18 protein-coding genes, 22 tRNA genes, 3 rRNA genes and 1 pseudogene are annotated in these 26,509 nt (G+C 44.0%); 11 read left to right on the forward strand and 33 right to left on the reverse strand.

The window, feature by feature from the left end:
* Genes menH through OSJ91_RS24775 form a run of 3 tightly spaced genes read right to left on the reverse strand, consistent with a single transcriptional unit; the run spans position 1 to position 3,972 of the window.
* Positions 1–822 carry a 2-succinyl-6-hydroxy-2,4-cyclohexadiene-1-carboxylate synthase gene (gene menH, locus OSJ91_RS24765; RefSeq protein WP_485890630.1) on the reverse strand — a complete coding sequence of 274 codons (822 nt, stop codon included), beginning with the start codon at positions 820–822 and terminating at the stop codon, positions 1–3.
* On the reverse strand, positions 819–2,570 hold the full coding sequence (gene menD / locus OSJ91_RS24770; protein ID WP_485890631.1) for a 2-succinyl-5-enolpyruvyl-6-hydroxy-3-cyclohexene-1-carboxylic-acid synthase: 1,752 nt from the start codon (positions 2,568–2,570) through the stop codon (positions 819–821). The genes menH and menD overlap by 4 nt, the downstream gene beginning before the upstream one ends.
* The gene (locus OSJ91_RS24775; protein ID WP_101225586.1) at positions 2,563–3,972 is read right to left on the reverse strand and encodes an isochorismate synthase; all 1,410 of its coding nucleotides are present in this window, start codon (positions 3,970–3,972) and stop codon (positions 2,563–2,565) included. The genes menD and OSJ91_RS24775 overlap by 8 nt, the downstream gene beginning before the upstream one ends.
* A gap of 299 nt (positions 3,973–4,271) precedes the next feature.
* Here OSJ91_RS24775 and OSJ91_RS24780 point away from each other — a divergent pair, with 299 nt between their 5' ends.
* A complete protein-coding gene (locus tag OSJ91_RS24780) occupies positions 4,272–5,192 on the forward strand; it encodes a 1,4-dihydroxy-2-naphthoate polyprenyltransferase (RefSeq protein WP_485890632.1) in 921 nt (306 codons plus the stop codon).
* A gap of 145 nt (positions 5,193–5,337) precedes the next feature.
* On the forward strand, positions 5,338–6,087 hold the full coding sequence (locus OSJ91_RS24785; protein ID WP_485890633.1) for a TraR/DksA C4-type zinc finger protein: 750 nt from the start codon (positions 5,338–5,340) through the stop codon (positions 6,085–6,087).
* Positions 6,088–6,127: 40 nt separating this feature from the next.
* On the opposite strand, the gene OSJ91_RS24790 is transcribed toward OSJ91_RS24785, so the two are convergent.
* The 24 genes from OSJ91_RS24790 to OSJ91_RS24905 all read right to left on the reverse strand — a co-directional run bounded on the left by OSJ91_RS24790 (position 6,128) and on the right by OSJ91_RS24905 (position 12,996).
* Positions 6,128–6,199, reverse strand: a tRNA-Glu gene (locus tag OSJ91_RS24790).
* A 3-nt stretch (positions 6,200–6,202) separates the two neighbouring features.
* Positions 6,203–6,293: transfer RNA gene (locus OSJ91_RS24795), tRNA-Ser, on the reverse strand.
* Position 6,294: 1 nt separating this feature from the next.
* Positions 6,295–6,369: transfer RNA gene (locus tag OSJ91_RS24800), tRNA-Asn, on the reverse strand.
* A 12-nt stretch (positions 6,370–6,381) separates the two neighbouring features.
* Positions 6,382–6,458 (reverse strand) — tRNA-Ile (locus OSJ91_RS24805).
* A 5-nt stretch (positions 6,459–6,463) separates the two neighbouring features.
* Positions 6,464–6,537: transfer RNA gene (locus tag OSJ91_RS24810), tRNA-Gly, on the reverse strand.
* Between the two features lie 4 nt (positions 6,538–6,541).
* Positions 6,542–6,617 (reverse strand) — tRNA-His (locus tag OSJ91_RS24815).
* 12 nt (positions 6,618–6,629) lie between these two features.
* Positions 6,630–6,705 (reverse strand) — tRNA-Phe (locus OSJ91_RS24820).
* Between the two features lie 23 nt (positions 6,706–6,728).
* Positions 6,729–6,804: transfer RNA gene (locus OSJ91_RS24825), tRNA-Asp, on the reverse strand.
* A gap of 6 nt (positions 6,805–6,810) precedes the next feature.
* Positions 6,811–6,884: transfer RNA gene (locus OSJ91_RS24830), tRNA-Met, on the reverse strand.
* 101 nt (positions 6,885–6,985) lie between these two features.
* Positions 6,986–7,078 (reverse strand) — tRNA-Ser (locus OSJ91_RS24835).
* 21 nt (positions 7,079–7,099) lie between these two features.
* Positions 7,100–7,176: transfer RNA gene (locus OSJ91_RS24840), tRNA-Ile, on the reverse strand.
* A gap of 10 nt (positions 7,177–7,186) precedes the next feature.
* Positions 7,187–7,263: transfer RNA gene (locus OSJ91_RS24845), tRNA-Met, on the reverse strand.
* 28 nt (positions 7,264–7,291) lie between these two features.
* Positions 7,292–7,367: transfer RNA gene (locus OSJ91_RS24850), tRNA-Ala, on the reverse strand.
* 17 nt (positions 7,368–7,384) lie between these two features.
* Positions 7,385–7,461: transfer RNA gene (locus tag OSJ91_RS24855), tRNA-Pro, on the reverse strand.
* A gap of 11 nt (positions 7,462–7,472) precedes the next feature.
* Positions 7,473–7,549, reverse strand: a tRNA-Arg gene (locus OSJ91_RS24860).
* Positions 7,550–7,558: 9 nt separating this feature from the next.
* Positions 7,559–7,647 (reverse strand) — tRNA-Leu (locus tag OSJ91_RS24865).
* A 12-nt stretch (positions 7,648–7,659) separates the two neighbouring features.
* Positions 7,660–7,734 (reverse strand) — tRNA-Gly (locus tag OSJ91_RS24870).
* 8 nt (positions 7,735–7,742) lie between these two features.
* Positions 7,743–7,824 (reverse strand) — tRNA-Leu (locus OSJ91_RS24875).
* 8 nt (positions 7,825–7,832) lie between these two features.
* Positions 7,833–7,908, reverse strand: a tRNA-Lys gene (locus OSJ91_RS24880).
* A 20-nt stretch (positions 7,909–7,928) separates the two neighbouring features.
* Positions 7,929–8,004 (reverse strand) — tRNA-Thr (locus tag OSJ91_RS24885).
* A gap of 10 nt (positions 8,005–8,014) precedes the next feature.
* Positions 8,015–8,090 (reverse strand) — tRNA-Val (locus OSJ91_RS24890).
* 11 nt (positions 8,091–8,101) lie between these two features.
* A 5S ribosomal RNA gene (gene rrf, locus OSJ91_RS24895) occupies positions 8,102–8,217 on the reverse strand.
* 119 nt (positions 8,218–8,336) lie between these two features.
* Positions 8,337–11,269: ribosomal RNA gene (locus OSJ91_RS24900) — 23S ribosomal RNA — on the reverse strand.
* A 176-nt stretch (positions 11,270–11,445) separates the two neighbouring features.
* Positions 11,446–12,996 (reverse strand): 16S ribosomal RNA (locus OSJ91_RS24905).
* The 16S, 23S and 5S rRNA genes sit together here with 21 tRNA genes alongside, the layout of an rRNA operon.
* 432 nt (positions 12,997–13,428) lie before the next feature.
* Between OSJ91_RS24905 and OSJ91_RS24910 the strand changes: the two genes are divergently transcribed.
* Positions 13,429–13,614 (forward strand): hypothetical protein, encoded by a 186-nt coding sequence (locus OSJ91_RS24910; protein WP_485890634.1) that lies wholly within the window; start codon positions 13,429–13,431, stop codon positions 13,612–13,614.
* A 32-nt stretch (positions 13,615–13,646) separates the two neighbouring features.
* Here OSJ91_RS24910 and OSJ91_RS24915 read toward each other — a convergent pair whose 3' ends face one another.
* Complete coding sequence (locus tag OSJ91_RS24915; RefSeq protein ID WP_485891945.1) at positions 13,647–14,546, reverse strand: DMT family transporter; 900 nt, start codon at positions 14,544–14,546, stop codon at positions 13,647–13,649.
* Positions 14,547–14,698: 152 nt separating this feature from the next.
* Between OSJ91_RS24915 and OSJ91_RS24920 the strand changes: the two genes are divergently transcribed.
* A complete protein-coding gene (locus OSJ91_RS24920) occupies positions 14,699–15,406 on the forward strand; it encodes an MgtC/SapB family protein (RefSeq protein WP_101223535.1) in 708 nt (235 codons plus the stop codon).
* A gap of 113 nt (positions 15,407–15,519) precedes the next feature.
* Positions 15,520–15,592, forward strand: a tRNA-Ala gene (locus tag OSJ91_RS24925).
* Positions 15,593–15,816: 224 nt separating this feature from the next.
* Here the strand turns inward: OSJ91_RS24925 and OSJ91_RS24930 are convergent.
* The 3 genes and pseudogenes from OSJ91_RS24930 to OSJ91_RS24940 form a co-directional block, all read right to left on the reverse strand.
* Entirely contained in the window at positions 15,817–17,019 is a 1,203-nt protein-coding gene (locus tag OSJ91_RS24930; protein ID WP_485890635.1) for an aminotransferase-like domain-containing protein, read from the reverse strand.
* Between the two features lie 308 nt (positions 17,020–17,327).
* Positions 17,328–17,699, reverse strand: coding sequence for an MmcQ/YjbR family DNA-binding protein (locus OSJ91_RS24935; protein ID WP_485890636.1), 372 nt, complete (start codon positions 17,697–17,699; stop codon positions 17,328–17,330).
* A 24-nt stretch (positions 17,700–17,723) separates the two neighbouring features.
* Positions 17,724–18,117, reverse strand: a pseudogene (locus OSJ91_RS24940) (VOC family protein).
* Positions 18,118–18,401: 284 nt separating this feature from the next.
* Between OSJ91_RS24940 and OSJ91_RS24945 the strand changes: the two are divergent.
* Positions 18,402–18,632, forward strand: a complete 231-nt coding sequence (locus OSJ91_RS24945; RefSeq protein ID WP_134782497.1) for a helix-turn-helix domain-containing protein — start codon at positions 18,402–18,404, stop codon at positions 18,630–18,632.
* A 352-nt stretch (positions 18,633–18,984) separates the two neighbouring features.
* Here the strand turns inward: OSJ91_RS24945 and OSJ91_RS24950 are convergent, their stop codons facing one another.
* Positions 18,985–19,149 carry a hypothetical protein gene (locus OSJ91_RS24950; protein ID WP_214744096.1) on the reverse strand — a complete coding sequence of 55 codons (165 nt, stop codon included), beginning with the start codon at positions 19,147–19,149 and terminating at the stop codon, positions 18,985–18,987.
* A gap of 409 nt (positions 19,150–19,558) precedes the next feature.
* On the opposite strand from OSJ91_RS24950, the gene OSJ91_RS24955 reads away from it, so the two are divergent.
* The 4 genes from OSJ91_RS24955 to OSJ91_RS24970 all read left to right on the forward strand — a co-directional run bounded on the left by OSJ91_RS24955 (position 19,559) and on the right by OSJ91_RS24970 (position 25,062).
* Positions 19,559–20,476 (forward strand): proline dehydrogenase family protein, encoded by a 918-nt coding sequence (locus tag OSJ91_RS24955; protein WP_350300382.1) that lies wholly within the window; start codon positions 19,559–19,561, stop codon positions 20,474–20,476.
* A 57-nt stretch (positions 20,477–20,533) separates the two neighbouring features.
* The gene (gene pruA / locus OSJ91_RS24960; RefSeq protein ID WP_485890637.1) at positions 20,534–22,075 is read left to right on the forward strand and encodes an L-glutamate gamma-semialdehyde dehydrogenase; all 1,542 of its coding nucleotides are present in this window, start codon (positions 20,534–20,536) and stop codon (positions 22,073–22,075) included.
* A 166-nt stretch (positions 22,076–22,241) separates the two neighbouring features.
* Positions 22,242–23,708 carry a sodium/proline symporter PutP gene (gene putP / locus OSJ91_RS24965; protein ID WP_485890638.1) on the forward strand — a complete coding sequence of 489 codons (1,467 nt, stop codon included), beginning with the start codon at positions 22,242–22,244 and terminating at the stop codon, positions 23,706–23,708.
* A 133-nt stretch (positions 23,709–23,841) separates the two neighbouring features.
* Positions 23,842–25,062, forward strand: coding sequence for a PucR family transcriptional regulator (locus OSJ91_RS24970; RefSeq protein ID WP_485890639.1), 1,221 nt, complete (start codon positions 23,842–23,844; stop codon positions 25,060–25,062).
* A 187-nt stretch (positions 25,063–25,249) separates the two neighbouring features.
* Here OSJ91_RS24970 and OSJ91_RS24975 read toward each other — a convergent pair whose 3' ends face one another.
* Positions 25,250–25,669, reverse strand: a complete 420-nt coding sequence (locus OSJ91_RS24975) for an RrF2 family transcriptional regulator (RefSeq protein ID WP_350300385.1) — start codon at positions 25,667–25,669, stop codon at positions 25,250–25,252.
* A 307-nt stretch (positions 25,670–25,976) separates the two neighbouring features.
* Between OSJ91_RS24975 and OSJ91_RS24980 the strand changes: the two genes are divergently transcribed.
* Positions 25,977–26,447, forward strand: a complete 471-nt coding sequence (locus OSJ91_RS24980) for a cysteine dioxygenase (RefSeq protein ID WP_485890640.1) — start codon at positions 25,977–25,979, stop codon at positions 26,445–26,447.
* The last annotated feature ends 62 nt before the right edge of the window (positions 26,448–26,509 follow it).

Raw genomic sequence — 26,509 nt, forward strand, 5'->3', positions numbered from 1 at the left:
TTAATTCCTCCTTTTATTTCGCTTTAAAAACTCACTTATTATTTTACCAAACTTTTCTCCAACTTCCACATGAATCGCATGTCCCGCATCATTTATTATTTTCCATTCGGCCCGCTTCAGCTTTTTTTTCATCGAGTCCGCAATTCGACAAAACTTCCGGTCAAGCTCACCGGTAACAAGGAGCACAGGGAAATCAAGGGTTTGCAGTTGTTCCCAGTATGAAGCCTGATTGCCGGTCCCCATACCAAGAAGGCTATTGGAAAGGCCGGTAGGGTCATTTGCCAACCGCTGCTCCCGAATGGCCGACCTGGTTTTGGCCGACAACCGTTTTTGACTTTCAAACAGCGGGATGTTTTCCCATTGAAGTACAAACGCTTCCATGCCATTTTCAAGTATCCTTTCGGCAAGCTTCCGATCATTTTCCCTACGGATTTCCCGTTCCTCTTCTGTTAAAAGACCTGGTGAAGCACTCTCCAATATCAATGTATCAACATACTCAGGAAACAAACAGGCAAATCCCAATCCGAGTCTTCCGCCCATCGAGTATCCAAGGATATGGGCTTTCGGGAAATGTAACACATCCAAAATATACTTGATATCCTCAGCGACACGCTCCATCTCATACCTTCGATGATCGGCTGGTGATGCAGACATGCCATGACCGATGATATCAACCATGATCAGCGTATACCTGTCACTCAGTAGCGGGATGAGAAATTTCCATGTATCCCGATTTCCCGTAAATCCATGCAAAAGTACAAGAGGATCTCCATTTCCCGTTATTTCAACAGCATAATTGACATCCTTGCTGACAATATTCATGATATTTCCCTGTCTAACACCAATTTTATTTCCTGGGAAACAAAGCTCCACAAATTTCGATGCTTTTGTAAATTGGACTCTCTTTCTGTCGGAACTTCGATAATTTTCAGACCTTGAATTTCGAATGACTCTGTAAATACCTTCTCTAACTCATCCCAATTTTGCACCTTGTTGTATTTACCGCCATAAAGCTCGGCAGTATGGGAAAAATCAAGCCCATGAGGCGTGCCGAATAGCGTTTCGAAATGTTCCCTCTCATTCGCCTGCGGCAAGAAGGAGAAAATGCCGCCGCCATCATTATTAACCAGCAATATCGTGATATTTTGTTTTTGAAGTTTTGCCGCAAGCAAGCCATTCATATCATGGAAAAAGCTTAAATCCCCGATTGCCAGCACTGTATTTTTTGATACCGTGCTTACGCCAAGCGCAGTGGAAACGACACCATCGATGCCATTCGCCCCGCGATTTGCAATGGTTTTGATTCCTTTTCCATTATTCAAAAAGAAAGTATCCAAATCACGTATGGGCATACTATTCCCGACAAACAACGTCGATTCCAATGGCATCATATCAGCAAGCAGGGCGAACAGCTTGCCTTCGCTTAAATCCGATTCATCCCTGACGGAGGCTAAGGCATCCTTCGTCGCTCCGTTGACGGTTTGCCATAAGCGAAGCCATTCATCATCAGGAGAGGAAGTAATGCTTTCAGCAATTCGCAGACAAAAATCTTTCTCTTCGCTGTAAATCATATTCGTTGCCAATCCGGCTGGTTCGCGCCAGCCTGCTCCGCCATCGACGACCAAAGTGATTGCCTGTTTTTGTTCTTTCATGAATAACAATAACGGTTTAGAAACAGGCATTGCCCCAAATCGCAAGATCACTTCCGGCCTGAAAGCCGCTTTTGCCGTTTCATCGCGTAAAAACGTATCGTACGCATCAATGATTACGGCTTTGTCATGACTTCCGCTCCTTAACTGTGAAAGGGGATCAGCCAGTACCGGAAAAGCAAGTTTTTCCGCTAATGCGACGATGGCTTCCTTCATCTCTGGATGAGGTAATTCGCCACATACAATCATACCTTGCTTAGCTTCTGACAATGTAGTTGCAACAGCTTCTATTTGTGATGATGACAGTGACAGTTCTCCACTTTCAATCAACACTGCAGGCGTCATTTTATTTTGCCTGCACTCCTTTGCTTGCTCCAAATCAGGAATCAATGGTTCGCGAAGTGGGAAATTCAAATGCACAGGCCCTGCAGGTTCAGCTGCAGCTGTTGCCACTGCCCTTGCACCGACCGTTCTGGCATACCGCATCATCCCATCCGTGCTTTCAGGAAGTGCCATTTCGACAAACCATTTTACATGTCTCCCGTAAAGGTGTATCTGATCGATCGCCTGCGGGGCTCCGACATCACGCAATTCATGCGGGCGGTCAGCGGTAAGTACAATAAGCGGCACTCTTGAATAGAAAGCCTCAATGACGGCTGGGTAATAGTTTGCAGCGGCTGTACCTGACGTACAAAGAAGTCCGACTGGTTCTTTTAGGGCCTTAGCCAAACCAAGGGCAAAAAAAGCAGCCGAACGCTCATCCACATTAATATGAATTTCAATATCAGGATGTTCCACCAGCAACAAAGCCAGGGGTGTGGATCGTGAACCAGGGCTCACCACCACATGCTTCACCTCATTTTGTGCCAGCTCATCGACGAATGAAGCAGCATAAGCTGTCAATGCATCTCGGTCATTCATTAAGATTTCCTCCTAAAGCACTTAACATCGGATTGAATTTAATCCCCGTTTCCCGGTATTCACTTTCGGGAGTCGAATCTTCCACTACTCCGCAACCGGCAAAGAGCGATGCCTCATTATTCTGTATTAGTGCAGAACGTATCCCAACAGCGAATTCCCCGTTTCCATACGTATCCACCCAGCCTAAGGGACCCGCATAAAAGCCACGTTCCAGACCTTCCATTTCCCGAATTCGGACAACGGCCTTTTCTTTGGGAAGTCCTCCCATAGCAGGTGTTGGGTGGAGATTCTCGACAAATTCAAAAATCGTGACACCTTCCTTTGATATACCCCGGACCGGTGTGTACAAATGCTGGATATGACGGTTTTTCATAAGTGTCGGTCGGGCCGGGACCACCACCTTTTCGCATACTGAATCAAAGGCATTGGATATCATCGAAACGACATATTGATGTTCTTGTAAATTCTTTTCGTCATGAAGCAATTCTTCACCAAGACAAACATCTTCCTGCTCATCTTTCCCTCGTCCCATCGATCCAGCAAGACAGGTAGAAAAAACTTCATTTCCCTGTTTCTTAATCAAACGTTCAGGGGTGGCACCGACAAAACAGTCACCACCAGCCTCCAAACTGAAAATATAACTCAACGGCTGCTCAGCAATCAATTGTTCAAGCACTTTCCCTGAATCGATGGAACGTTCAAAACCAAGTCGAAGCTCCCTTGCCAAAACGATTTTGTCGAGATCTGTCGTCTTGATTTCCTGAACAGCCTCTGCGACCGTCCGCTTCCATTCCTCAGGTTCGACTTCCCTCTGCATAACCAGGGAATTTGCACCCAATCCATTGCCATCCAAGCTTTCGAAAAGGAAAGCTTCCCGTTCATTTATCATATCTATGAAGAGTTTTTCTGAATCATCAGGCGAACAAAGTAAGTTGGTCGTTAAGTAAGCTTGTTTACCCACTATTGACAGCATGAAGGCAGGTATATAAAAAAGGTTGTCCCCGAACTGATTCCAAAGGAGCGTACTGTCAGTTTCATAATCAAAAGAAAAGCCCCCAAACAGTAAAGGACCTGTCGCTTCTACATCGGTCACTCCTGTTTTGACAGCATTATTCTGCAGTTTGATCCAGCTCTTTTCGACTTCTCTATAACGTTCGGCATTCGATGCCGCTTTGAGTTTCTTAACATTGCCTAAACCGGTGATGGTTATTTCCTTTGCAGGGTCCTCCCAGAAAAAGCGTTCACCCGCGTACCGTTCTCTTCCAGCTTGATAAAATGAAAGGGGGTTGTTGCATTTAATCTTCTTAATATGACTGAATAGAACTTGATCATTCAAGTCCTTCGCCTTTTGTATAGCTGAAGCCAGTCCCTGAAACTGTTCAGTTTCCTCTGAGATAGCCAAAAAAATCCCCCCAAATGTACATTTTAAAAGCTTTTTAACCTATTTAAAGATACACCTCACTTGAACCTCATGTCAATAAAACGCCCCTTTACCGAACGATTCTTTCCTGCTTTTTTCCTTATTATATGAATCTTAGCGAATGTAGAGAAATACCCTTGATTTTGGAAATGGATCATCCAGGAATTCCAATTATCACCCTTACCCATTTTTCCAGCTTTTATTAGGATAACCTTTTGTGCAACATTTCAATATTTGTTATAATTTCGAGAGAACCAATAATGATTTTGAGGAGAGAAATAATGCAAACAGAATACGACGGACTTCCCCTTAAACGGACCTGGAAGATTTGGTGGGAGTTAATTCGTCCACATACACTAACCGCAGCTTTTGTCCCAGTCTTACTTGGAACTGTGATTGCACTTTTGGAAGATGAAGTGAATTGGTTACTATTCGCTGCCATGATGATTGCCAGTATCCTGATTCAAGCTGCAACAAATTTATTCAATGAATACTATGATTTCAAGAGAGGCTTGGATACGGAGGAATCCGTAGGCATCGGTGGCGGGATCGTCCGTCATGGAATGACCCCCAAACTAATCATGAGCTTGGCCCTTGGAATGTATGCCATCGCCTTGATAATTGGAATCTATATCTGTGCCGCATCATCTTGGTGGCTTGCTGCCGTAGGACTGGTTTGCATGCTTGTCGGCTATCTTTATACAGGCGGTCCCCTGCCCATTTCATATACACCATTTGGGGAACTTTTTTCTGGATTATTCATGGGCTTTTTGATAATCTTGATCGCCTTTTTCATTCAAACCGGTGATGTTTCTTCAACAGCCATCTTAATTGCCATTCCAAGTGGGATTTTGGTCGGGCTTATCAACTTATCCAATAACCTACGTGACCATGATGGGGATAAGGCTCATGGGCGCAAAACGATGCCTGTAGTGATGGGCAGGAAAAACGCCCTGACATTCATGGCAATAATGTTCGCTTTCTCTTATCTATGGCTTGTTGGGCTCGTTCTTACCGGAAGCGTAACGGCCTGGATTCTTCTTGCCTTCCTAAGCATCCCGAAGGCCATGGCCGCAATCAAAGGCTTCGTAGGCAAAACGCAGCCGATCACGATGGTCCCTGCAATGAAAGCGACGGCCCAAACGAATACCTTCTTTGGTTTACTCATGGCCATTGGATTATTCATCAGCTATCTTATCTAATCTCCGAGGACTGAGCTCATCCGCTCAGTCCTTTTTCTATCTTCCGTTGCATATTGTTTTCCTATACTCCGATTCGGGTAATAGATAATACAACCATCCTACCAATATAAAATGAGATTTTGACTTTAGAAGGAGTGAATAGGATATGGCAACGAAACAACAAACGCAAAAATTAAAAAAGGAACTGCTTCAAGAAAAAAATGAGTTAAGTAGTAGAATTCAAAATGATGAACAATCCGTTCTGGATAAAAGCCAGACGGAATCCGTAGGGGAATTATCATCTTATGATAATCATCCTGCTGACCTAGGAACCGAATTATTCGAGATGGAACGGAATCAAGCACTCGATGAGCATGCACAATCAGAAATGGAGAAAATCGAGGAAGCATTAAAAGCAATGGAAGAAGGTTCGTATGGCCATTGTAAAACCTGCAATAGGGAAATCCCCATCGAGAGGCTTGAAGCGATCCCAAACACCCTCTACTGTGTCGAGCATGCCCCAAAAGGGCCTACTGCACAAGAGCGACCAGTGGAAGAGGAAATACTAATTCCATCCAAGGGTGATCATTTTGAAAATCGTCATGGAAATGAAATAGTGGATAAAGAAGATAGCTTTGGTGATGTCGCCAAATTCGGTACATCCGAAACGCCATCTGATTACACCGGCGATCATGACAATTATAATGATCTTTATAAAACCGAAGATGAAACGGATGGATTTCCAGAAGACTATGAAGGATTTGCAGCAAATGATATCGAAGGGAAAAATAGAGTGGATATACCAAACAAAAAGCAAAAGGAATATGAAGATACATTAGAAGAAGAAAATATCGATTCCCAGCTTGGAGACATTCCTTATAAACAAAAAGATAGTTATATCAATGAAAAGAAATGAAAAAAAGAAGCATACATGAATGTATGCTTCTTTTTTGTTATGACCCGTACGGGATTCGAACCCGTGTTACCGCCGTGAAAGGGCGGTGTCTTAACCGCTTGACCAACGGGCCAAATGGCGGAGAAGGAGGGATTTGAACCCTCGCGCCGCTCGCGCGACCTACACCCTTAGCAGGGGCGCCTCTTCAGCCTCTTGAGTACTTCCCCATGGCTCCGCAGGTAGGACTCGAACCTACGACCGTTCGGTTAACAGCCGAATGCTCTACCACTGAGCTACTGCGGAACAATATGAATATGGTGGGCCTAAATGGACTCGAACCATCGACCTCACGCTTATCAGGCGTGCGCTCTAACCAGCTGAGCTATAGGCCCATATTTGGAGCGGGTGAAGGGAATCGAACCCTCATCATCAGCTTGGAAGGCTGAGGTTTTACCACTAAACTACACCCGCGAAATGGGGCGACTGATGGGAATCGAACCCACGAATGCCTGAACCACAATCAGGTGCGTTAACCACTTCGCCACAACCGCCGTAATAAGATATGGTGGCTCAGGACGGAATCGAACCGCCGACACAAGGATTTTCAGTCCTTTGCTCTACCGACTGAGCTACTGAGCCACATTTGTATTAAATTTAAAAAATGGCGGTCCCGACGGGAATCGAACCCGCGATCTCCTGCGTGACAGGCAGGCATGTTAACCGCTACACCACGGGACCTAATAATTGCGGGGACAGGATTTGAACCTGCGACCTTCGGGTTATGAGCCCGACGAGCTACCGGACTGCTCCACCCCGCGACGGTAATAATGAAACGGTTTGCATCAAGTTTTCGTGTATATCGTTTTTTCGCTTCCTCTATGTAAGGTTGTTTAAAAACAACTTGCTGCTTTTAAAAAAATGGAGGAGGTAGAGGGATTCGAACCCCCGCGGGATTTGACTCCCCTGTCGGTTTTCAAGACCGATCCCTTCAGCCGAACTTGGGTATACCTCCACGGCTTTAAAAAAATGAATATGGTGGACCTTGTAGGACTCGAACCTACGACCGGACGGTTATGAGCCGTCTGCTCTAACCAGCTGAGCTAAAGGTCCTTATATTTATTGGTAGCGGCGGAGGGGATCGAACCCCCGACCTCACGGGTATGAACCGTACGCTCTAGCCAGCTGAGCTACACCGCCAATATAATATAAGTATCTGATTGAAAAATGGTGGAGCCTAGCGGGATCGAACCGCTGACCTCCTGCGTGCAAGGCAGGCGCTCTCCCAGCTGAGCTAAGGCCCCATTCATTAAAAATCACGTGGTCGGGAAGACAGGATTCGAACCTGCGACCCCTTGGTCCCAAACCAAGTGCTCTACCAAGCTGAGCTACTTCCCGCAATAAAAACATGGTGCGCCCGGCGGGAGTCGAACCTACAACCTTCTGATTCGTAGTCAGATGCTCTATCCAATTGAGCTACGGGCGCATATTATGATGGTGCCGAGGACCGGAATCGAACCGGTACGGTAGTCACCTACCGCAGGATTTTAAGTCCTGTGCGTCTGCCAGTTCCGCCACCCCGGCACATACGAAAAGTGGAGCGGAAGACGGGATTCGAACCCGCGACCCCAACCTTGGCAAGGTTGTATTCTACCACTGAACTACTTCCGCATGAAAGATGCGGGTGAAGGGACTTGAACCCCCACGCCTTGCGGCGCCAGATCCTAAGTCTGGTGCGTCTGCCAATTCCGCCACACCCGCATATAAAATGGTGAGCCATGAAGGATTCGAACCTTCGACCCTCTGATTAAAAGTCAGATGCTCTACCAACTGAGCTAATGGCTCGTGCTTGTACTATCTTAAAATGGTGCCGGCAAGAGGACTTGAACCCCCAACCTACTGATTACAAGTCAGTTGCTCTACCAGTTGAGCTACACCGGCAGGTGTAAAATGGTGGAGGATGACGGGATCGAACCGCCGACCCTCTGCTTGTAAGGCAGATGCTCTCCCAGCTGAGCTAATCCTCCATATAAAACCTGCTTGGCGACGTCCTACTCTCACAGGGGGAAACCCCCAACTACCATCGGCGCTGAAGAGCTTAACTGCCGTGTTCGGAATGGGAACGGGTGTGACCTCTTCGCTATCGTCACCAAACAATGTTAAAATTTTTTCAAGACATATATTATTATAACGTCTTTTTGAGAAAATGCAAGAAGAAATTTTCATTCCTTCAAAACTAGATAATAAGAAGGTATTTCATTTTTTAAAAAGCGTTGGTTAAGTCCTCGATCTATTAGTATCAGTCAGCTCCACATGTCACCATGCTTCCACCTCTGACCTATCAACCTGATCATCTTTCAGGGATCTTACTAGCTTGCGCCATGGGAAATCTCATCTTGAGGGGGGCTTCATGCTTAGATGCTTTCAGCACTTATCCCGTCCGCACGTAGCTACCCAGCTATGCCTTTGGCAAGACAACTGGTACACCAGCGGTGCGTCCATCCCGGTCCTCTCGTACTAAGGACAGCTCCTCTCAAATTTCCTGCGCCCGCGACGGATAGGGACCGAACTGTCTCACGACGTTCTGAACCCAGCTCGCGTACCGCTTTAATGGGCGAACAGCCCAACCCTTGGGACCGACTACAGCCCCAGGATGCGATGAGCCGACATCGAGGTGCCAAACCTCCCCGTCGATGTGGACTCTTGGGGGAGATAAGCCTGTTATCCCCGGGGTAGCTTTTATCCGTTGAGCGATGGCCCTTCCATGCGGAACCACCGGATCACTAAGCCCGACTTTCGTCCCTGCTCGACTTGTAGGTCTCGCAGTCAAGCTCCCTTGTGCCTTTACACTCTACGAATGATTTCCAACCATTCTGAGGGAACCTTTGGGCGCCTCCGTTACTCTTTAGGAGGCGACCGCCCCAGTCAAACTGCCCACCTGACACTGTCTCCCACCCCGATAAGGGGCGCGGGTTAGAATTTCAATACAGCCAGGGTAGTATCCCACCAACGCCTCCACCGAAGCTGGCGCTCCGGCTTCTCAGGCTCCTACCTATCCTGTACAAGCTGTACCAAAATTCAATATCAGGCTGCAGTAAAGCTCCACGGGGTCTTTCCGTCCTGTCGCGGGTAACCTGCATCTTCACAGGTACTATAATTTCACCGAGTCTCTCGTTGAGACAGTGCCCAGATCGTTACACCTTTCGTGCGGGTCGGAACTTACCCGACAAGGAATTTCGCTACCTTAGGACCGTTATAGTTACGGCCGCCGTTTACTGGGGCTTCGGTTCAAAGCTTCGCTTGCGCTAACCTCTCCCCTTAACCTTCCAGCACCGGGCAGGTGTCAGCCCCTATACTTCGCCTTGCGGCTTCGCAGAGACCTGTGTTTTTGCTAAACAGTCGCCTGGGCCTATTCACTGCGGCTTTTCTGGGCTATTCACCCTAAAAAGCACCCCTTCTCCCGAAGTTACGGGGTCATTTTGCCGAGTTCCTTAACGAGAGTTCTCTCGCACACCTTAGGATTCTCTCCTCGCCTACCTGTGTCGGTTTGCGGTACGGGCACCTTACATCTCACTAGAGGCTTTTCTTGGCAGCGTGGAATCAGGAACTTCGGTACTATATTTCCCTCGCCATCACAGCTCCGCCTTAATGGAAACGGGATTTGCCTCGTTTCCGGCCTAACTGCTTGGACGCGCATATCCAACAGCGCGCTTACCCTATCCTTCTGCGTCCCCCCATCGTTCAAACGATGTATAGGTGGTACAGGAATATCAACCTGTTGTCCATCGCCTACGCCTTTCGGCCTCGGCTTAGGTCCCGACTAACCCTGAGCGGACGAGCCTTCCTCAGGAAACCTTAGGCATTCGGTGGAAGGGATTCTCACCCTTCTTTCGCTACTCATACCGGCATTCTCACTTCTAAGCGCTCCACCAGTCCTTCCGGTCTGACTTCAACGCCCTTAGAACGCTCTCCTACCATCGACACCATACGGTGTCAATCCACAGCTTCGGTGATACGTTTAGCCCCGGTACATTTTCGGCGCGGAGTCACTCGACCAGTGAGCTATTACGCACTCTTTAAATGGTGGCTGCTTCTAAGCCAACATCCTGGTTGTCTAAGCAACTCCACATCCTTTTCCACTTAACGTATACTTTGGGACCTTAGCTGGTGGTCTGGGCTGTTTCCCTTTCGACTACGGATCTTATCACTCGCAGTCTGACTCCCAAGAATAAGTATTTGGCATTCGGAGTTTGACTGAATTCGGTAACCCGTTGGGGGCCCCTAGTCCAATCAGTGCTCTACCTCCAATACTCTCATCTTGAGGCTAGCCCTAAAGCTATTTCGGAGAGAACCAGCTATCTCCAGGTTCGATTGGAATTTCTCCGCTACCCACACCTCATCCCCGCACTTTTCAACGTGCGTGGGTTCGGGCCTCCATTCAGTGTTACCTGAACTTCACCCTGGACATGGGTAGATCACCTGGTTTCGGGTCTACGACCTCATACTCATTCGCCCTATTCAGACTCGCTTTCGCTGCGGCTCCGTCTCATCAACTTAACCTCGCATGAAATCGTAACTCGCCGGTTCATTCTACAAAAGGCACGCCATTACCCATTAACGGGCTTTGACTACTTGTAGGCACACGGTTTCAGGATCTATTTCACTCCCCTTCCGGGGTGCTTTTCACCTTTCCCTCACGGTACTGGTTCACTATCGGTCACTAGGGAGTATTTAGCCTTGGGAGATGGTCCTCCCTGCTTCCGACGGGATTTCTCGTGTCCCGCCGTACTCAGGATCCACTCAGGAGGGAACGAAGTTTCAACTACAGGGTTTTTACCTTCTTCGACGGATCTTTCCAGATCGCTTCATTTACCCCGTTCCTTTGTAACTCCATGTTGAGTGTCCTACAACCCCAAGAGGCAAGCCTCTTGGTTTGGGCTAATTCCGTTTCGCTCGCCGCTACTCAGGAAATCGCGTTTGCTTTCTCTTCCTCCGGGTACTTAGATGTTTCAGTTCCCCGGGTCTGCCTTCAGTACCCTATGTATTCAGGTAAAGATACTGTTCCATTACGAACAGTGGGTTTCCCCATTCGGAAATCTCCGGATCAAAGCTTACTTACAGCTCCCCGAAGCATATCGGTGTTAGTCCCGTCCTTCATCGGCTCCTAGTGCCAAGGCATCCACCGTGCGCCCTTTCTAACTTAACCGTTAAAAAAGATCTTACAGATGCTTTGAAAAAAATTAATTGCCTTCTATCTATTATCTAGTTTTCAAGGAACAAAGCAGAAAGAATCCATCACATCGTGATGACTGTCTTTCCTATTTGAATGAATTACTCATTCAAAACTGAACAAAACAAAAGCGCTCTCGTAATTATCCTTAGAAAGGAGGTGATCCAGCCGCACCTTCCGATACGGCTACCTTGTTACGACTTCACCCCAATCATCTGTCCCACCTTAGGCGGCTGGCTCCATGAAGGTTACCTCACCGACTTCGGGTGTTACAAACTCTCGTGGTGTGACGGGCGGTGTGTACAAGGCCCGGGAACGTATTCACCGCGGCATGCTGATCCGCGATTACTAGCGATTCCGGCTTCATGCAGGCGAGTTGCAGCCTGCAATCCGAACTGAGAATGGCTTTATGGGATTCGCTTACCTTCGCAGGTTTGCAGCCCTTTGTACCATCCATTGTAGCACGTGTGTAGCCCAGGTCATAAGGGGCATGATGATTTGACGTCATCCCCACCTTCCTCCGGTTTGTCACCGGCAGTCACCTTAGAGTGCCCAACTGAATGCTGGCAACTAAGATCAAGGGTTGCGCTCGTTGCGGGACTTAACCCAACATCTCACGACACGAGCTGACGACAACCATGCACCACCTGTCACTCTGTCCCCCGAAGGGGAAAGCCCTATCTCTAGGGTTGTCAGAGGATGTCAAGACCTGGTAAGGTTCTTCGCGTTGCTTCGAATTAAACCACATGCTCCACCGCTTGTGCGGGCCCCCGTCAATTCCTTTGAGTTTCAGCCTTGCGGCCGTACTCCCCAGGCGGAGTGCTTAATGCGTTAGCTGCAGCACTAAAGGGCGGAAACCCTCTAACACTTAGCACTCATCGTTTACGGCGTGGACTACCAGGGTATCTAATCCTGTTTGCTCCCCACGCTTTCGCGCCTCAGTGTCAGTTACAGACCAGAAAGTCGCCTTCGCCACTGGTGTTCCTCCAAATCTCTACGCATTTCACCGCTACACTTGGAATTCCACTTTCCTCTTCTGCACTCAAGTTCCCCAGTTTCCAATGACCCTCCACGGTTGAGCCGTGGGCTTTCACATCAGACTTAAGGAACCACCTGCGCGCGCTTTACGCCCAATAATTCCGGACAACGCTTGCCACCTACGTATTACCGCGGCTGCTGGCACGTAGTTAGCCGTGGCTTTCTGGTTAGGTACCGTCAAGGTACCAGCAGTTACTCTGGTACTTGTTCTTCCCTAACAACAGAACTTTACGACCCGAAGGCCTTCTTCGTTCACGCGGCGTTGCTCCGTCAGACTTTCGTCCATTGCGGAAGATTCCCTACTGCTGCCTCCCGTAGGAGTCTGGGCCGTGTCTCAGTCCCAGTGTGGCCGATCACCCTCTCAGGTCGGCTACGCATCGTCGCCTTGGTGAGCCATTACCTCACCAACTAGCTAATGCGCCGCGGGCCCATCTATAAGTGACAGCGTAAACCGTCTTTCCATCTTCTCTCATGCGAGAAAAGAACGTATCCGGTATTAGCTCCGGTTTCCCGAAGTTATCCCAGTCTTATAGGCAGGTTGCCCACGTGTTACTCACCCGTCCGCCGCTAATCTCAGGGAGCAAGCTCCCGTCGATTCGCTCGACTTGCATGTATTAGGCACGCCGCCAGCGTTCGTCCTGAGCCAGGATCAAACTCTCCGAAGAAATGTTTGACTTGCTCATTTGCTTTTTTAATAGTGTGTGCTCACTTAAAATTTAACGTTGGCGCTTTGTTTTGTTCAGTTTTCAAAGAGCAATTTGTTGTCGTTTCTCTCAGAAGCGACCTCTATAATGTAACACATTCCGTCACCTTTCGTCAACAACTTTTTTAAAATGTTTTTCACAGCTTGTTAGCTGTTTAAGTTGCTGTCTTAGCGACAAGAAATAATATACCATGTACTAAAAATGTTTGCAATACGTTTTTTAAAACTTTTTCAAAAAAAAACGTTTCACCTATTTTCTTCTATATATTCTTTACACCAACACACCTTTATCCCTGCTTTCTGGGCCAAGCTCATGGTTTATGAATAAACGAAGCATATTTCCAAAGAAACACAAATAGTCATATATAGATATCTTTTTCCATGAGGTGAAGCAATGAATCTGCCATTAATCGGATTACTCATTTCTTACAGTATGACCCTTTACTTATTCAGTACCGCTTATTATGAAGCCATCAAATTCAGCAAAGAAAAAGGCAAGGTGAATGGTACGACGTTTTTATTCAGCTTTACTTTCGCTTTGATTTTCACACGGATCACCTATTTGTTTCACCCCTATTAAATAAAAGCAGTAAGTCGGGAGACTTACTGCTTTTATACGGAAACTTGCGCTTCTTCATGTACCTTGCTTTTCTTTTCATCTTTTAAGAACATCATCAAACCACCCAATATGATTGCGCCTCCCAGGACCTGCGTCCAGAGTATCGGTTCATCTAATATGAAGTAAGCCAGAATTGTCGCTCCCACCGGTTCAAGTAAGATTCCCATCGAAAGCGTCGAAGTGCTTAACCACTTTAGTGACCAATTGAATAAAGAATGCCCTAATAAAGTCGGGAAAATCGCAAGCAAAACGAAATAGATCCAATCGGAAGCAGGATAAGGCGCCAATGCCTCTTCCTTGAAGATCACATAGAAAAACAATGCGACAGTACTGATTGCATACACGACAAATGTATATGTTATAGAAGAGATACGTTTACGGACATTTTGACCAAACAGTAAATAACCGGTTACCAGCGCACATGCGATAAGCGAAAGAATATCTCCCCAAAGCGCCATACCGCTAATTCTCAAATCGCCCCAGCTAATGACGAGGCTGCCTGCTATCGCAATGATGCCGCTCAATATCGCCTTCATTGAAAATCTCTCTTTAAAAAATAGGTAAGCTCCGGCAAAAGCGAATAAAGGCTGAAGGGTGACAAGCACAGTTGAACTCGCGACCGAAGTGTAATTAAGCGATTCAAACCATAAAATAAAATGAAAAGCCAAAAACACGCCTGCCGCAATCGAATACAGCCAATCCTTTTTTTCAATGAATTTAAGTTCATGGCGGTATTTCATCAAGAATACTGGCAACATAAGTAGGACAGTAAATAATAAACGGTAAAAAGCGATAACACCCGATGGAGCGGTCGCCAATTTAACAAGGATGGCCGAAAACGATACGGATGCCACACCGATTGCCAAAGCTACATAGGGATTCACTTTTGGCATTTGCACTCAAATTCCTCCTTTCAAACGGAATTACATTTCATTGAACTCTATTCTACTATGTTAAAATCATTAGGGTAGTTTTTTTTGAAAAACGGGTATATGGCAACAGACGATCTTATTCTTCGATAATAATTCGGAAGTGGTGAAACAAAATGGAATGGACATTCGACCCTCAATCGGAACTGCAAATCCTTATCAAATTGGGAATTTCAGCTCTCCTTGGACTAATTATCGGACTCGAGCGAGAAATGAAACGAAAACCCGTAGGATTAAAAACAAGCCTGGTCATTTCTATCGTGAGCTGTTTATTAACGATTGTTTCCATGGAATCCGCTTATAAATTCCCAGGGAGCGATGACGTAAATATCACAATGGATCCCTTGCGTCTAGCGGCCCAAATCGTTTCTGGCGTAGGCTTTATCGGTGCTGGCGTTATTCTCCGGAGGGACAACAACAGCATATCCGGTTTAACGACAGCCGCCATCATCTGGGGAGCTGCGGGAATCGGAATCGCCGTTGGAGCTGGATTTTTCCTCGAGGCCATAGCGGGCGTCATCCTATTGATCATAAGTGTCGAATTGGTGCCCGCAATCGTCACCTGGCTCGGACCTATGAAGTTACGGCAAAAAGAAATCTTTCTGCAGCTGGTCGTACAAAATAAAGATGACATTGCCGTCGTACTGAAAAAAATCAAAGACGAAAAAATATTCATCAAAAACCTTAGAATCAAAGATGTCGCAAATGACAACCACCTCTTGACACTTAAAGTTCTGGTCGATCATAAAGTCAGAACATCGGAAGTGTATTACACCGTTTCCAACCTTAAGGAGATTGAAAGGGTAGAGATCGAAAATGCATAATAAAAAAACCGTTTGATTACCCTCAAACGGTTTTTTATCATTTTTGCAAAAATCTCATATTTTATATTGACTTTTCGCCAAAATCCGATAAAATAATTATTGTACCTCAATTCGGGGCATTAGCTCAGCTGGGAGAGCGCTACGCTGGCAGCGTAGAGGTCAGCGGTTCGATCCCGCTATGCTCCATATCCAAAAACCCTTGCGTAGCAAGGGTTTTTTTCTTTGGCTTTAAAAAAAATACTTCATAGTGATCATATGAATCATCACATCTACATATATACATTTTAGGTTGTGTGCTTCAGCAGTGGGCTTAACCCAAAGTGCCTACCTCCTTTAAGGAAGTAGGCACTTTCAAATTTTTTTCAATAAAAGCTTCGAAATAACTTATAGATTAATTAACTAACAATCCTTCAGGGCAATCTATTCAAAAAAGATGCGATAAGCTGTCCTAGTCTTCGAATTCCCTCGAATATTTCTTTCTCATTGGCATAACTGAACGAAAGCCGGATAAACTCGGTTCCATCGTTTTGATCCAAGAAAAAGTATTTCCCTGGAACATATGAAATACCCTCAGCAAGAGCCTGTGATAATAAATGCGACGTATCCACACCTGGAATTCTCACCCATACAAAGTAACCGCCATCTGGTACATACCATGAAACGGATTCTGGAAGAAATTGTTCCATCGAACGGATTAACGCATTACATTTAGAACGATACACATCTTTTAGTAGGTCGAGCCGTTTATCAAAATCGGCGTTTTCTAAGTATACAGCCATTGTACTTTGAGCAAATGGATGGTCTAAATCTTTTTTAAACCACTCTAAAGCCTTAATGAATTCACTTTCTCCCGCTATCCATCCAATCCGCATTCCTGGCGCAACAACCTTGGATAAGGACCCAACATGGAGGACCCGCCCGCGTTCATCAATAGATTTTATTGGCACCGGATTTTGATCGAAGGATAATTCTCCGTACGCATCATCCTCTAGAATTAGAAAATCAAACTCGATGGAAAGCTCCAATAAATGCTTCCGGCGCTCAATTGTCATAGTCGTGCCAGTTGGATTTTGAAAGCTTGGGATAGTATAAAGAAAACGCGGGAGGGTTAGACCTTTACACTTCCTTTCATCCAGCATTTCTTTTAATCGGTATGTTTGGATCCCCTGTTCATCTATAGGTATACTGATAATCTGCTTCGTATAGTTTTGAAAAATCTCTAAAGCCTCCATATAGGTGGGAGACTCTACCGCTACGACCGCTTTATCATCAAGAAGAATGCGGGCAATGAGATCAATCCCCTGGCAAGCTCCTGATGTAATCAAAAGCTGTTCTTCCAAAATGCAAATTCCACGCTCTGCCAATCTTTTCTGGATTTGCTGCTTTAGTTTTGGAATTCGTGGACTTCCGAGATAATGGAGCGGCAAATCCTGCTCCTCATCAAGAAGTCTGGCTACAGCTACCTTGAGCTCCTCAGCAGGAACGAGAGCAGGATCAGGATAACCTGAACTCAAGCGAATACAATCATCCGGCAGATTTGGCATCCATGCACCGGGCGGATCATTCTTAAGTGCCGCTTTAATGTTTTGAGAAAAAAAAGATTCAACATTCACTTCAACCATACACCCTTCCGTCAATCAAATCTTAATTGATACTCGTGATTTTTGAAGATAGACCCCTTATTTTATATAAGCATAAATCTTTTGTAGAAACACTCTAAATTAATTTTAATTTTTCTCTAATGAGAGACAACAATCACTCTTTGCAAATTCCGAAGTCCCTTTTACAAAGACTTTCTTGGTCGCTCCAATGCAATTTTAACTTATGTGTGTATGGATGAGGTCGTTATTTTCGTCATCAGTATCTGTAAAGCTGATTAAAAGAATGAAAAAATAAAGAAAGGCAGATTTTCCGCCTTTCTTCACTTTTTATGAAACTCTTTGCATTTCTTAACCAATCGCTTCGGTGCCGCACGTAAATAGGCTTCTTGAATCAGATAGGTCAATTCATCCCAGTCTTCCCTATCCGGATTTTGAATAGAGACCCATCCGTGACGTCCTATATATGGAGTTTTGAAAAAATTCTCTTTCTGTAGCAATAATTCTTGAGTTTCTCGATCTGACTTGAACGACAAGCTGAATCCTTTCTCGCTTTCACCAGAAATCACGAACGATTTTCCATTGATTTTAAAAGTATTGTGACCGAATCCGTCAATATGGTCAACAGCTTCGGGCAGCGCAAGACAGATATTGCGTACATTTTCAAGCATGGCTGCCGTGTCTTGTGATTTCATATTTTAATTCACCTATTATCAACTCTATTTTGCATTCACATCGGGTTGATGATCCAAAAGTATTGCCTTCGGTATCAATATAGTATCCTTGCCAAGCCATTCCGGGCAGGGCAAATATGGGCATTGCGACCTTGCCGCCATTCTCAATAATTTTAGCTTCCGTTAAATCGTAATTTTCCACTTCCATGGTACAAGCAAATGCATTTAATGCTTGGTGTGTTTCCGGCGGAGCACTATGACGCTGCATCAAAGCACCATCGATCCCTGGTTCTTTCTCATCGCCAGTTACTGCTCCATAGTAAGGCACTCCCGCATAATCACTCCAGTCTTGAAATGTCCATCCGAATACCTCTCCATAAAACTTCTTTGCCCGTTCCATGTCATTCACATGAATTTCGAAATGAACTATTCTACCCATGATTTCCTCCTAATTTAAACAAGAATTAACCATATCATTAAATTATTCAGTCTGTGTTCGCTTACAAATGCCCATTTATTTTTAAAATAAAATGGAAATAAATTCAAATAAATTAGAGCTTCACCCTACATCCTGTCATAACTTTTTAGAAAGACCACAGGAACCCTATTAAATCTCGTTTGTTCCGACCAACCGTTTGTATATCAAATATTTGCGAAACTATGCGTATATTTTTGTGAAAGTTTGACGAGACTGCTAGTAAATAATTCTAGGAGGTTATCAAAATGTTTAGATTCGGGAAGAGAAAGCCGCGGAGCAAGGTCGGTAAATTAATAGATAAGCACGGATATACACAAGAGGAGTTTGTAAGTGCGTCCGGAATCTCACGCAATACGATAAGCAGAGTTTGCAGCGACCCTAAGTATGTGCCGTCAGCCGGGGTTTTAAAGAAAATCATGAAGGCGGTTCGAAGTATAGATGCAGGCGCCAAGGCAGATGACTACTTTGATTTGTAAAAAGGCCCTAGCTTATTGCCGGGGCTAAAATGTATTATTCAATTCTTGTTCATACTCTCCTTAATCCAAGCTTTCCTTTCGCTGGAATTAGGGCATGTCCTTAACTTCAAAAGCGTATCCTCCCACTTTGAAGTCAATTACTTTCAAATAAAATACCTTCATTCCAACGGCCCCAGCTTTTCAAAGTTCAGGTGAAAAAGCTCATATGTTAAAATCCCCCGCTTCTAATGGAAGCGGGGGATTTTCATCATTCTCGGATAATATGCTTATAGCTAACGGTTCTTTTGTCGCTTTTAGACAAACCCTGCAGGAATTGTTTAAAAGCGACAAAGGGTTATGTATTCCGCCTCAGCTATTTTCGACTAACCATTTTCTTAATGAACTGAACCACAGGTGACACAATGGATTCATGTACATTCGTAAGGGCATAACCGATCAGCCCCATTATTATCAGGGCCATTATTAATCCTATTATCAATCCTGATGTTTCTCTAAGTTCTTCAAGTACAGCATCCATTCCTTATCCTCCCCGGCTTGCCGATGCACTTATTTTTACGGTTTTTCACCGATTTTACGTCTGAAAGCTTCATTTATCGTTTTTTCTTCGAACATTGACCGATTCTGTTAAATAAGGTTCATTATAACGCATTGGATGATTATGGTCGAGCTGCCACTTTTAAACGCATTCATTGAAGGCCTACACCATCATCGCTCACTAATAAAGGCTTTACCTCCAGCGTTTCTCTATAAGTCAAAAGATAAACCTTCGTTTCATCTGAACATTCAAGGAGATATGTAAACCTTTTCATTTGTCCAAAACCGACAAACAAAAGACAGAATTATTGTTTTTTAAGAACATTGAGAATATTGTCGAAAAACCTTAAGCTTAATTTAAGAAATACATCTTCTTAGGGGGTGCGCTTTATATGGAAGCCATTACAAGGGACTTTTTCTTATTTTTATCTAAGAATAACCTGCTTAATAATATTGCTAAAAAAAGCGGAGGAAATTTTGCTGCTGGAAAGATCATTGGGGGAACTGATTTCCAAAGTTCCATTAAATTCATTAAACAACTTAATAATAGCGGCTTGTCGGTTACAGTCGACCATCTTGGGGAATTCGTTGATTCCAAGGAAGTGACCCTGGAACGTACGGCAGAATGCATCGAAACCATCGAAATGATCAGCAGGGAAAAACTTGATTCACAGGTTTCTCTGAAGATGACTTCTTTGGGACTTGATATCGATCATAAACTCGTGATTGAGAATATGACGAAAATTCTTGATACAGCCGAAAAACATAAAGTCATGGTCACGATCGATATGGAAGATGAAGTTCGCTGTCAGGCGACAATCGATATCTTCAGGCAGTTCAAAGAAAAATACAGCTGCATAAGTACTGTTCTGCAAGCATATTTATTCCGCACAGAGAAAGATTTGGAGGACCTTGCCCAATATAAGCCATTCCTGCGTCTCGTAAAGGGTGCCTATAAGGAATCTCCCGAGGTGGCTTTTCCTGAAAAAGATGATGTAGACGAAAACTATAAAAAGTTGATCAAGCAAAGTCTTCTTAACGGAAATTACACCGCCATTGCCTCACATGATGACAAAATCATCGAATATACAAAAGAGCTGGCCAAGAAGTTTGACATTCCAAATACACAATTCGAATTTCAAATGCTTTATGGCATGAGAAACAAGACCCAATACGAGTTGGTCAAGCAAGGTTACAAAATGCGCGTTTATGTACCATATGGTCTGGATTGGTATGGATACTTCATGAGAAGGCTTGCAGAAAGGCCATCCAATATTGCCTTTGCCTTCAAAGGGATGGTCAGAAGCTAAATATACATTCAACATTATTAATTGCTACAAAAAATCTATTAAAAGGTGTGATTATCAATGATTTCATATAAACACGAACCATTTGTCGATTTTACAAACGAGGAAAACAAAAAAGCATATCAGGAAGCCCTTCAAACTGTTGAGGGCTACTTAGGGCAAGACTACCCTCTTTATATCGGTGCAGAGCAAGTGACGACCGATGAGAAAATCGTTTCATATAACCCTGCAGATAAGCAAGAGGTCATCGGACGAGTATCGAAAGCGAATAGGGATCTTGCTGAAAAAGCCATGCAGGAAGCTGTTACCGCTTTTGAAAGCTGGAAAAAAGTGAAGCCGGAAATCCGCGCTGACGTTTTGTTCAAAGCGGCTGCCATCATTCGCAGACGCAAGCATGAATTCTCTGCGTTATTGACGAAAGAAGCGGGAAAACCTTGGAATGAGGCTGATGCGGATACAGCGGAAGCAATCGATTTCCTTGAATTCTATGCCCGTCAAATGCTGACTCTTAAAGATGGTGTGCCTGTTCAAAGCCGTCCAGGAGAATTCAACCGCTATGATTATATTCCATTAGGGGTCGGCATCATCATTTCTCCTTGGAACTTCCCATTTGCGATCATGGCAGGTACAGCTGTTGCCGCTATCGTTACTGGTAACACAATCCTTTTGAAACCAGCTTCTACTACTCCTATCGTTGCTGCGAAATTCGTTGAAGTGATGCTTGAAGCCGGCCTTCCAGCAGGTGTATTGAATTTCGTTCCAGGAAGCGGAGCAGAGGTCGGCGACTACCTGGTCGATCATCCTAAAACACGTTTCATTTCCTTCACAGGTTCACGTGATGTAGGTCTGCGCATTTACAAACGTGCTTCAGAAGTGAACGAAGGCCAAATTTGGCTGAAGCGTGTCATCGCTGAAATGGGCGGAAAAGATACAATCGTTGTCGACAAAGAGGCAGATCTTGAATTGGCGGCTCAATCGATCGTGAAATCTGCATTTGGCTTCTCTGGACAAAAATGTTCTGCTTGTTCCCGTGCTGTCATCGTTGAAGATGTATATGATCAAGTATTAGCTCGCGCTGTTGAATTAACAAAAAAACTTACAGTTGGTAATCCTGTAGAAAATCATTTCATGGGACCGGTTATCGATCAAGCGGCTTTTGACAAAATCATGAGCTATATTGAAATCGGGAACCAAGAAGGACGCATTCTGACTGGCGGAGAAGGAGATAGCTCTAAAGGCTACTTCGTTCAACCGACAATCGTTGCCGATGTCGATCCGCAAGCCCGCTTGATGCAAGAAGAAATCTTCGGACCAGTCGTTGCCTTCACAAAAGCGAAGGACTTTAACGAAGCACTTGAGATTGCCAATAACACTGAATATGGTTTGACTGGGGCTGTCATTACGACAAATCGCCTTAACATGGAAAAAGCACGCGAAGAATTCCATGTCGGGAACTTATATTTCAACCGCGGCTGTACTGGTGCAATCGTAGGTTATCAGCCATTCGGCGGGTTCAACATGTCAGGAACTGATTCCAAGGCAGGCGGACCGGACTACTTGCAGCTTCATATGCAAGCAAAAACAACATCCGAAACATTCTGATAATGTTCCATTGAGCTATTTGAAGATGATTTGAAACCCCTATGGTTTTCGTATCTTCCATTCTGGATACGGAAACCAAAATGAAGTTAAATGGAGGAAGTGACAAATAGGTTGCTTCCTCTTTTAAAACAAAAAATTATATATTTCATCACGAAGGGAGTCTTTTATGGATTACGCATTAATAATTTCGATCAGCATTTACATGGCTGGCATGCTTCTCATCGGTTACTTCGCTTACAAAAGGACTTCCAATTTAAATGATTATATGCTGGGCGACCGGGGTCTTGGACCTGCTGTCACTGCATTAAGCGCCGGTGCCGCTGATATGAGCGGTTGGCTTTTAATGGGTATGCCTGGTGCCATGTTCGCAACAGGACTAAGTTCAATCTGGATTGTAATCGGTCTCACATTAGGAGCCTATATGAACTGGCTATATGTTGCACCTAGATTGAGGACCTATACGGAAGTCGCCAATAACTCGATTACGATCCCCGCTTTCCTGGAAAATCGTTTTGGCGAGGGCTCACAGATCTTAAGGCTCATTTCGGCTTTGGTTATCCTCGTATTCTTTACCTTCTACGTTTCTTCCGGAATGGTATCCGGCGGAGTCTTATTCCAAAGTACATTTGGCCTTGATTACCATACAGGCCTATGGATCTTAACAGGCGTCACCGTTGCCTATACTTTATTTGGTGGATTCCTGGCAGTAAGCTGGACAGACTTTGTTCAAGGGATCATCATGGTTGTCGCCTTGGTTCTTGTACCGATCGTCACCCTTTTCCATGTTGGCGGTTTCGGTCCTGCGATTGACACGCCACGTTCCATTGATCCAGCCCTATTGAATATTTTCACGGGGACGAGCTTTTTAGGAATCATCTCATTATTTGCTTGGGGACTGGGTTACTTCGGACAGCCGCATATCATTGTCCGCTTTATGGCGATCAGTTCTATTAAAGAGATCAAGAAAGCCCGTACTATCGGGATGGGTTGGATGATTTTCTCCAGTATCGGTGCCATGCTGACTGGATTCATCGGTATTACGTATTTCCATCAGAACAACCTGAAGTTAGATGATCCTGAAACGATTTTTATAGAGTTAGGGGAAATACTATTCCACCCGCTTATCACTGGTTTCTTGATTTCCGCAATACTGGCAGCCATCATGAGCACGATTTCTTCGCAGCTTTTGGTTACGGCCAGCTCTTTAACGGAGGATATGTACAAAACTTTCTTCCGTCGTTCCGCTTCAGATAAAGAGCTTGTTTTCCTGGGCAGACTTTCCGTACTGACCATATCCGTCATAGCGCTCATTCTCTCTTGGGAACAGAATGACACGATCCTTGGACTTGTCGGCTATGCATGGGCTGGATTCGGATCTTCATTCGGTCCATTGGTTATACTGAGCCTCTGCTGGAAACGAATGACAAGATGGGGCGCTTTAGCCGGGATGATCGTTGGTGCCGGGACTGTAATTTTCTGGTCGATGGCAGGATTATCCGATACGCTTTATGAAATGATTCCTGGTTTTGGTGCAAGCTTGATTGCCATCATCCTGGTCAGTCTTCTAACAGCGAAACCATCAAAAGAAGTAGAAGCGACATTCGAAGAATTCGAAAAAACTTTAAAACAATAATAAAACCCCTAAAAGGAACGGTATTTATTCATATACCGTTCCTTCTTTGTTCTTGCCCCTATACACATCATTAGTTTAAAAGTATTATTAAACTAAGTTGTCATACACTTCAAAAAACTACAGGGGGCCATATATGTCATTAGAAAAAATTCTGACTCTCACAAACATCAACGATATAACGGATATGGTCAGCACTTATTTAAAAAAACCAGTCGTCATCGAAAATGACCAATTTTTATTGCTGGCATATAGTTCTTATTATATCGAACACTTCGACCAAGCCAATCGGCAAACCATCTTCACAAAGCATTGGCCGATTCCAATTCTGGAAAAATTCATGGATGAGGGCATTGTCGAACAGCTTAAAACAGTGGAGCATCCATTTAGGGTGAAACAAATCGAGGAAATAGGATTAAATCAAAGGGTCGTTGTGAGCGCCGTTCACAAAGATCAGGTCTTCGGCTTCATTTGGGTCCAAGAAACGGAAATGATGACTGATTCCGATCTGGAATTTTTACATGAAGTTTCCCATCATATCGGCAAGCTCCTTTATCAGAAAAAACAGATAAACATGAAAAAAGATGAAGAAAAAAATGAGTTTTATCAAAAGGTCATTGACGAAGTCTATCAAACGGAAAACCAAATAAAATGGGAAGCCGCCAATATGAGTCTTCTCATTCCGGAAACTTTCCTTGTCAATGTCTTTACCATCGCTCAATCCGATGCGGAACATTTCGATGAATTAGCGGATACAGTCAGTCTGTTCGCCAATGCGTTGAATCATTTTACCCATGTATTCACAAACCAATTGAAGATCATCGTTCTGATTGGCAGCAATGGAAAAGGGAAAGACCTGCTTACCGATAGCGCCAATGATTTAACGAACACCGTTCTTTCCCAATTCACCGACAAAAAGGTATTCCCGGGAATCGGAAATGAGTACTCTTCGATTCTTCAATTAAGAAAATCCTATCTCGAAGCCCTGGAAGTGATCAACTCAGCCAAGTTCATCGGTGAACCTGAGCAGCTTCCCTTCCAATATAGCAAGCTTGGGATTTTCCGTTACCTCGAAATGATCTCCAACCATCATACTAAAAAGAAATATATCAATACGGATTTAGAGATTCTTCAAAAGAAGGACCTGGAAAGCCAAACCAAACTCCTTCAAACACTGGAAATATATCTATTGAACAATTGCCGGATCAAACCGACATCGGAACAGCTATACATTCATACCAACACATTGAAATATAGATTGAATCAAATAACCGATCTCACCTCAATCGATTTTGATGACTTTCATTCGAGAATGCAACTATACATCGATTTACAGCTTATAAAGCAGAGATCTTAAAGAACGCCCCGTTTTTGAGTTCGGGTGATTCAATAAGCGAAGGAGAGAAGAAACGCGGCTAGGTCTGCCAGTTTTTTCTCTCCTTATACATTGTTGTACTTCTTTAACGCTTTTACCATATCAAGTTTTAGGTTTTTATATAATCTTATGGAAAGATCCATTTTTTAAATTTAGTAGAAATCGGTTCCTATTTATACAAGTTTCCTTCCAAAAGATCTTTTAAAGTGGTATTATCCAGCAATTCTGCCACTTGATCTCTAATCAGTGCCCAAAGAGGTTTCAATAAACAGTTATTATCTTCAAGGGGACAATATTCATATGCTGTAATGCTTACACAACTCATAGGGGCAAGCGGTCCTTCTAAGTCCCGAATTACATTTCCAATGATAATCTTATTGGGCAATTCCTTTAAAGTATACCCTCCGCGGACTCCCCTTTTACTTTTAACATAACCGTGACTTTTCAAATGCAATAGAATTTGTTCCAGATATTGAGGAGACACTAATGTCTCATTCGCAATATCTTTAATCTGCATGAGTTCTTCTTCGCTCTTTGCTAAAGCTATTAAAGCTCTTAATGCATATTCCCCCTTACTTGAAATCTTCATATGATGATCACTCCCAGCCAATACCCTTTATATCAGGCTATTTAATGATTGACGATTATATACTTGGAAATTTGTGTCCATTTCATTATTGGGAATGCACATTTAAATAATTTATTCATACTATATTTCAGAAAGTCGACAAATTTAATCATGTTACTTTGGAATCAAGTTAATCATTAAAAAGAAAGGAGCCGAAAAGATTTCAGATTAATTTAACTATTAACCCCCTCAAAAAAAGGGGACAAGTCAAGCTTCCTGACATTGAAAAAAAATGAACGCTATCTTATTTGTAAGGAGCCGAGAAAGAATGGGTTTTTTAGAGACTATCAAAAGCACTTTCGATAACTTACCCTCATATAATGAGGTTAAGTTAGTACAAGCTGTACAATCTTTAAATCTAACATTTAATGAAGTTTCTAAGTATGTTACTGAACCGAAGGATTTAGAATACGGAAGAAATGTTATTTACAGTTCCGAAAATGTCGAAGTAATTGTTATTCATTTACCTAGTATGGCCAAAACTTTTATCCATGATCATGGATTGTCTATTGGATGCATTTTTGTAGTGGCTGGAGATTTTCTAAACGTATTATATAAGTTAGAAGACAAAAAATCTTATCCTATTTATGATCGAATCGAGGAGTTTTCCCAAAATGAGATCCTCCTTGTTAAAGAAGATACCATCCATATGATGTATAATCCCACCACTTCACCTGTTATTACATTTCATATATACACTCCACCATTAAAAGGCGGAACAACTTATCCTTCCTCATGAACAATCCCCAGATTCATTTTCACTCAAATATATGAGCAATAATCTAATAGATATAGGAATGT

The organism is Bacillus sp. T-10(2022), from assembly GCF_056502895.1.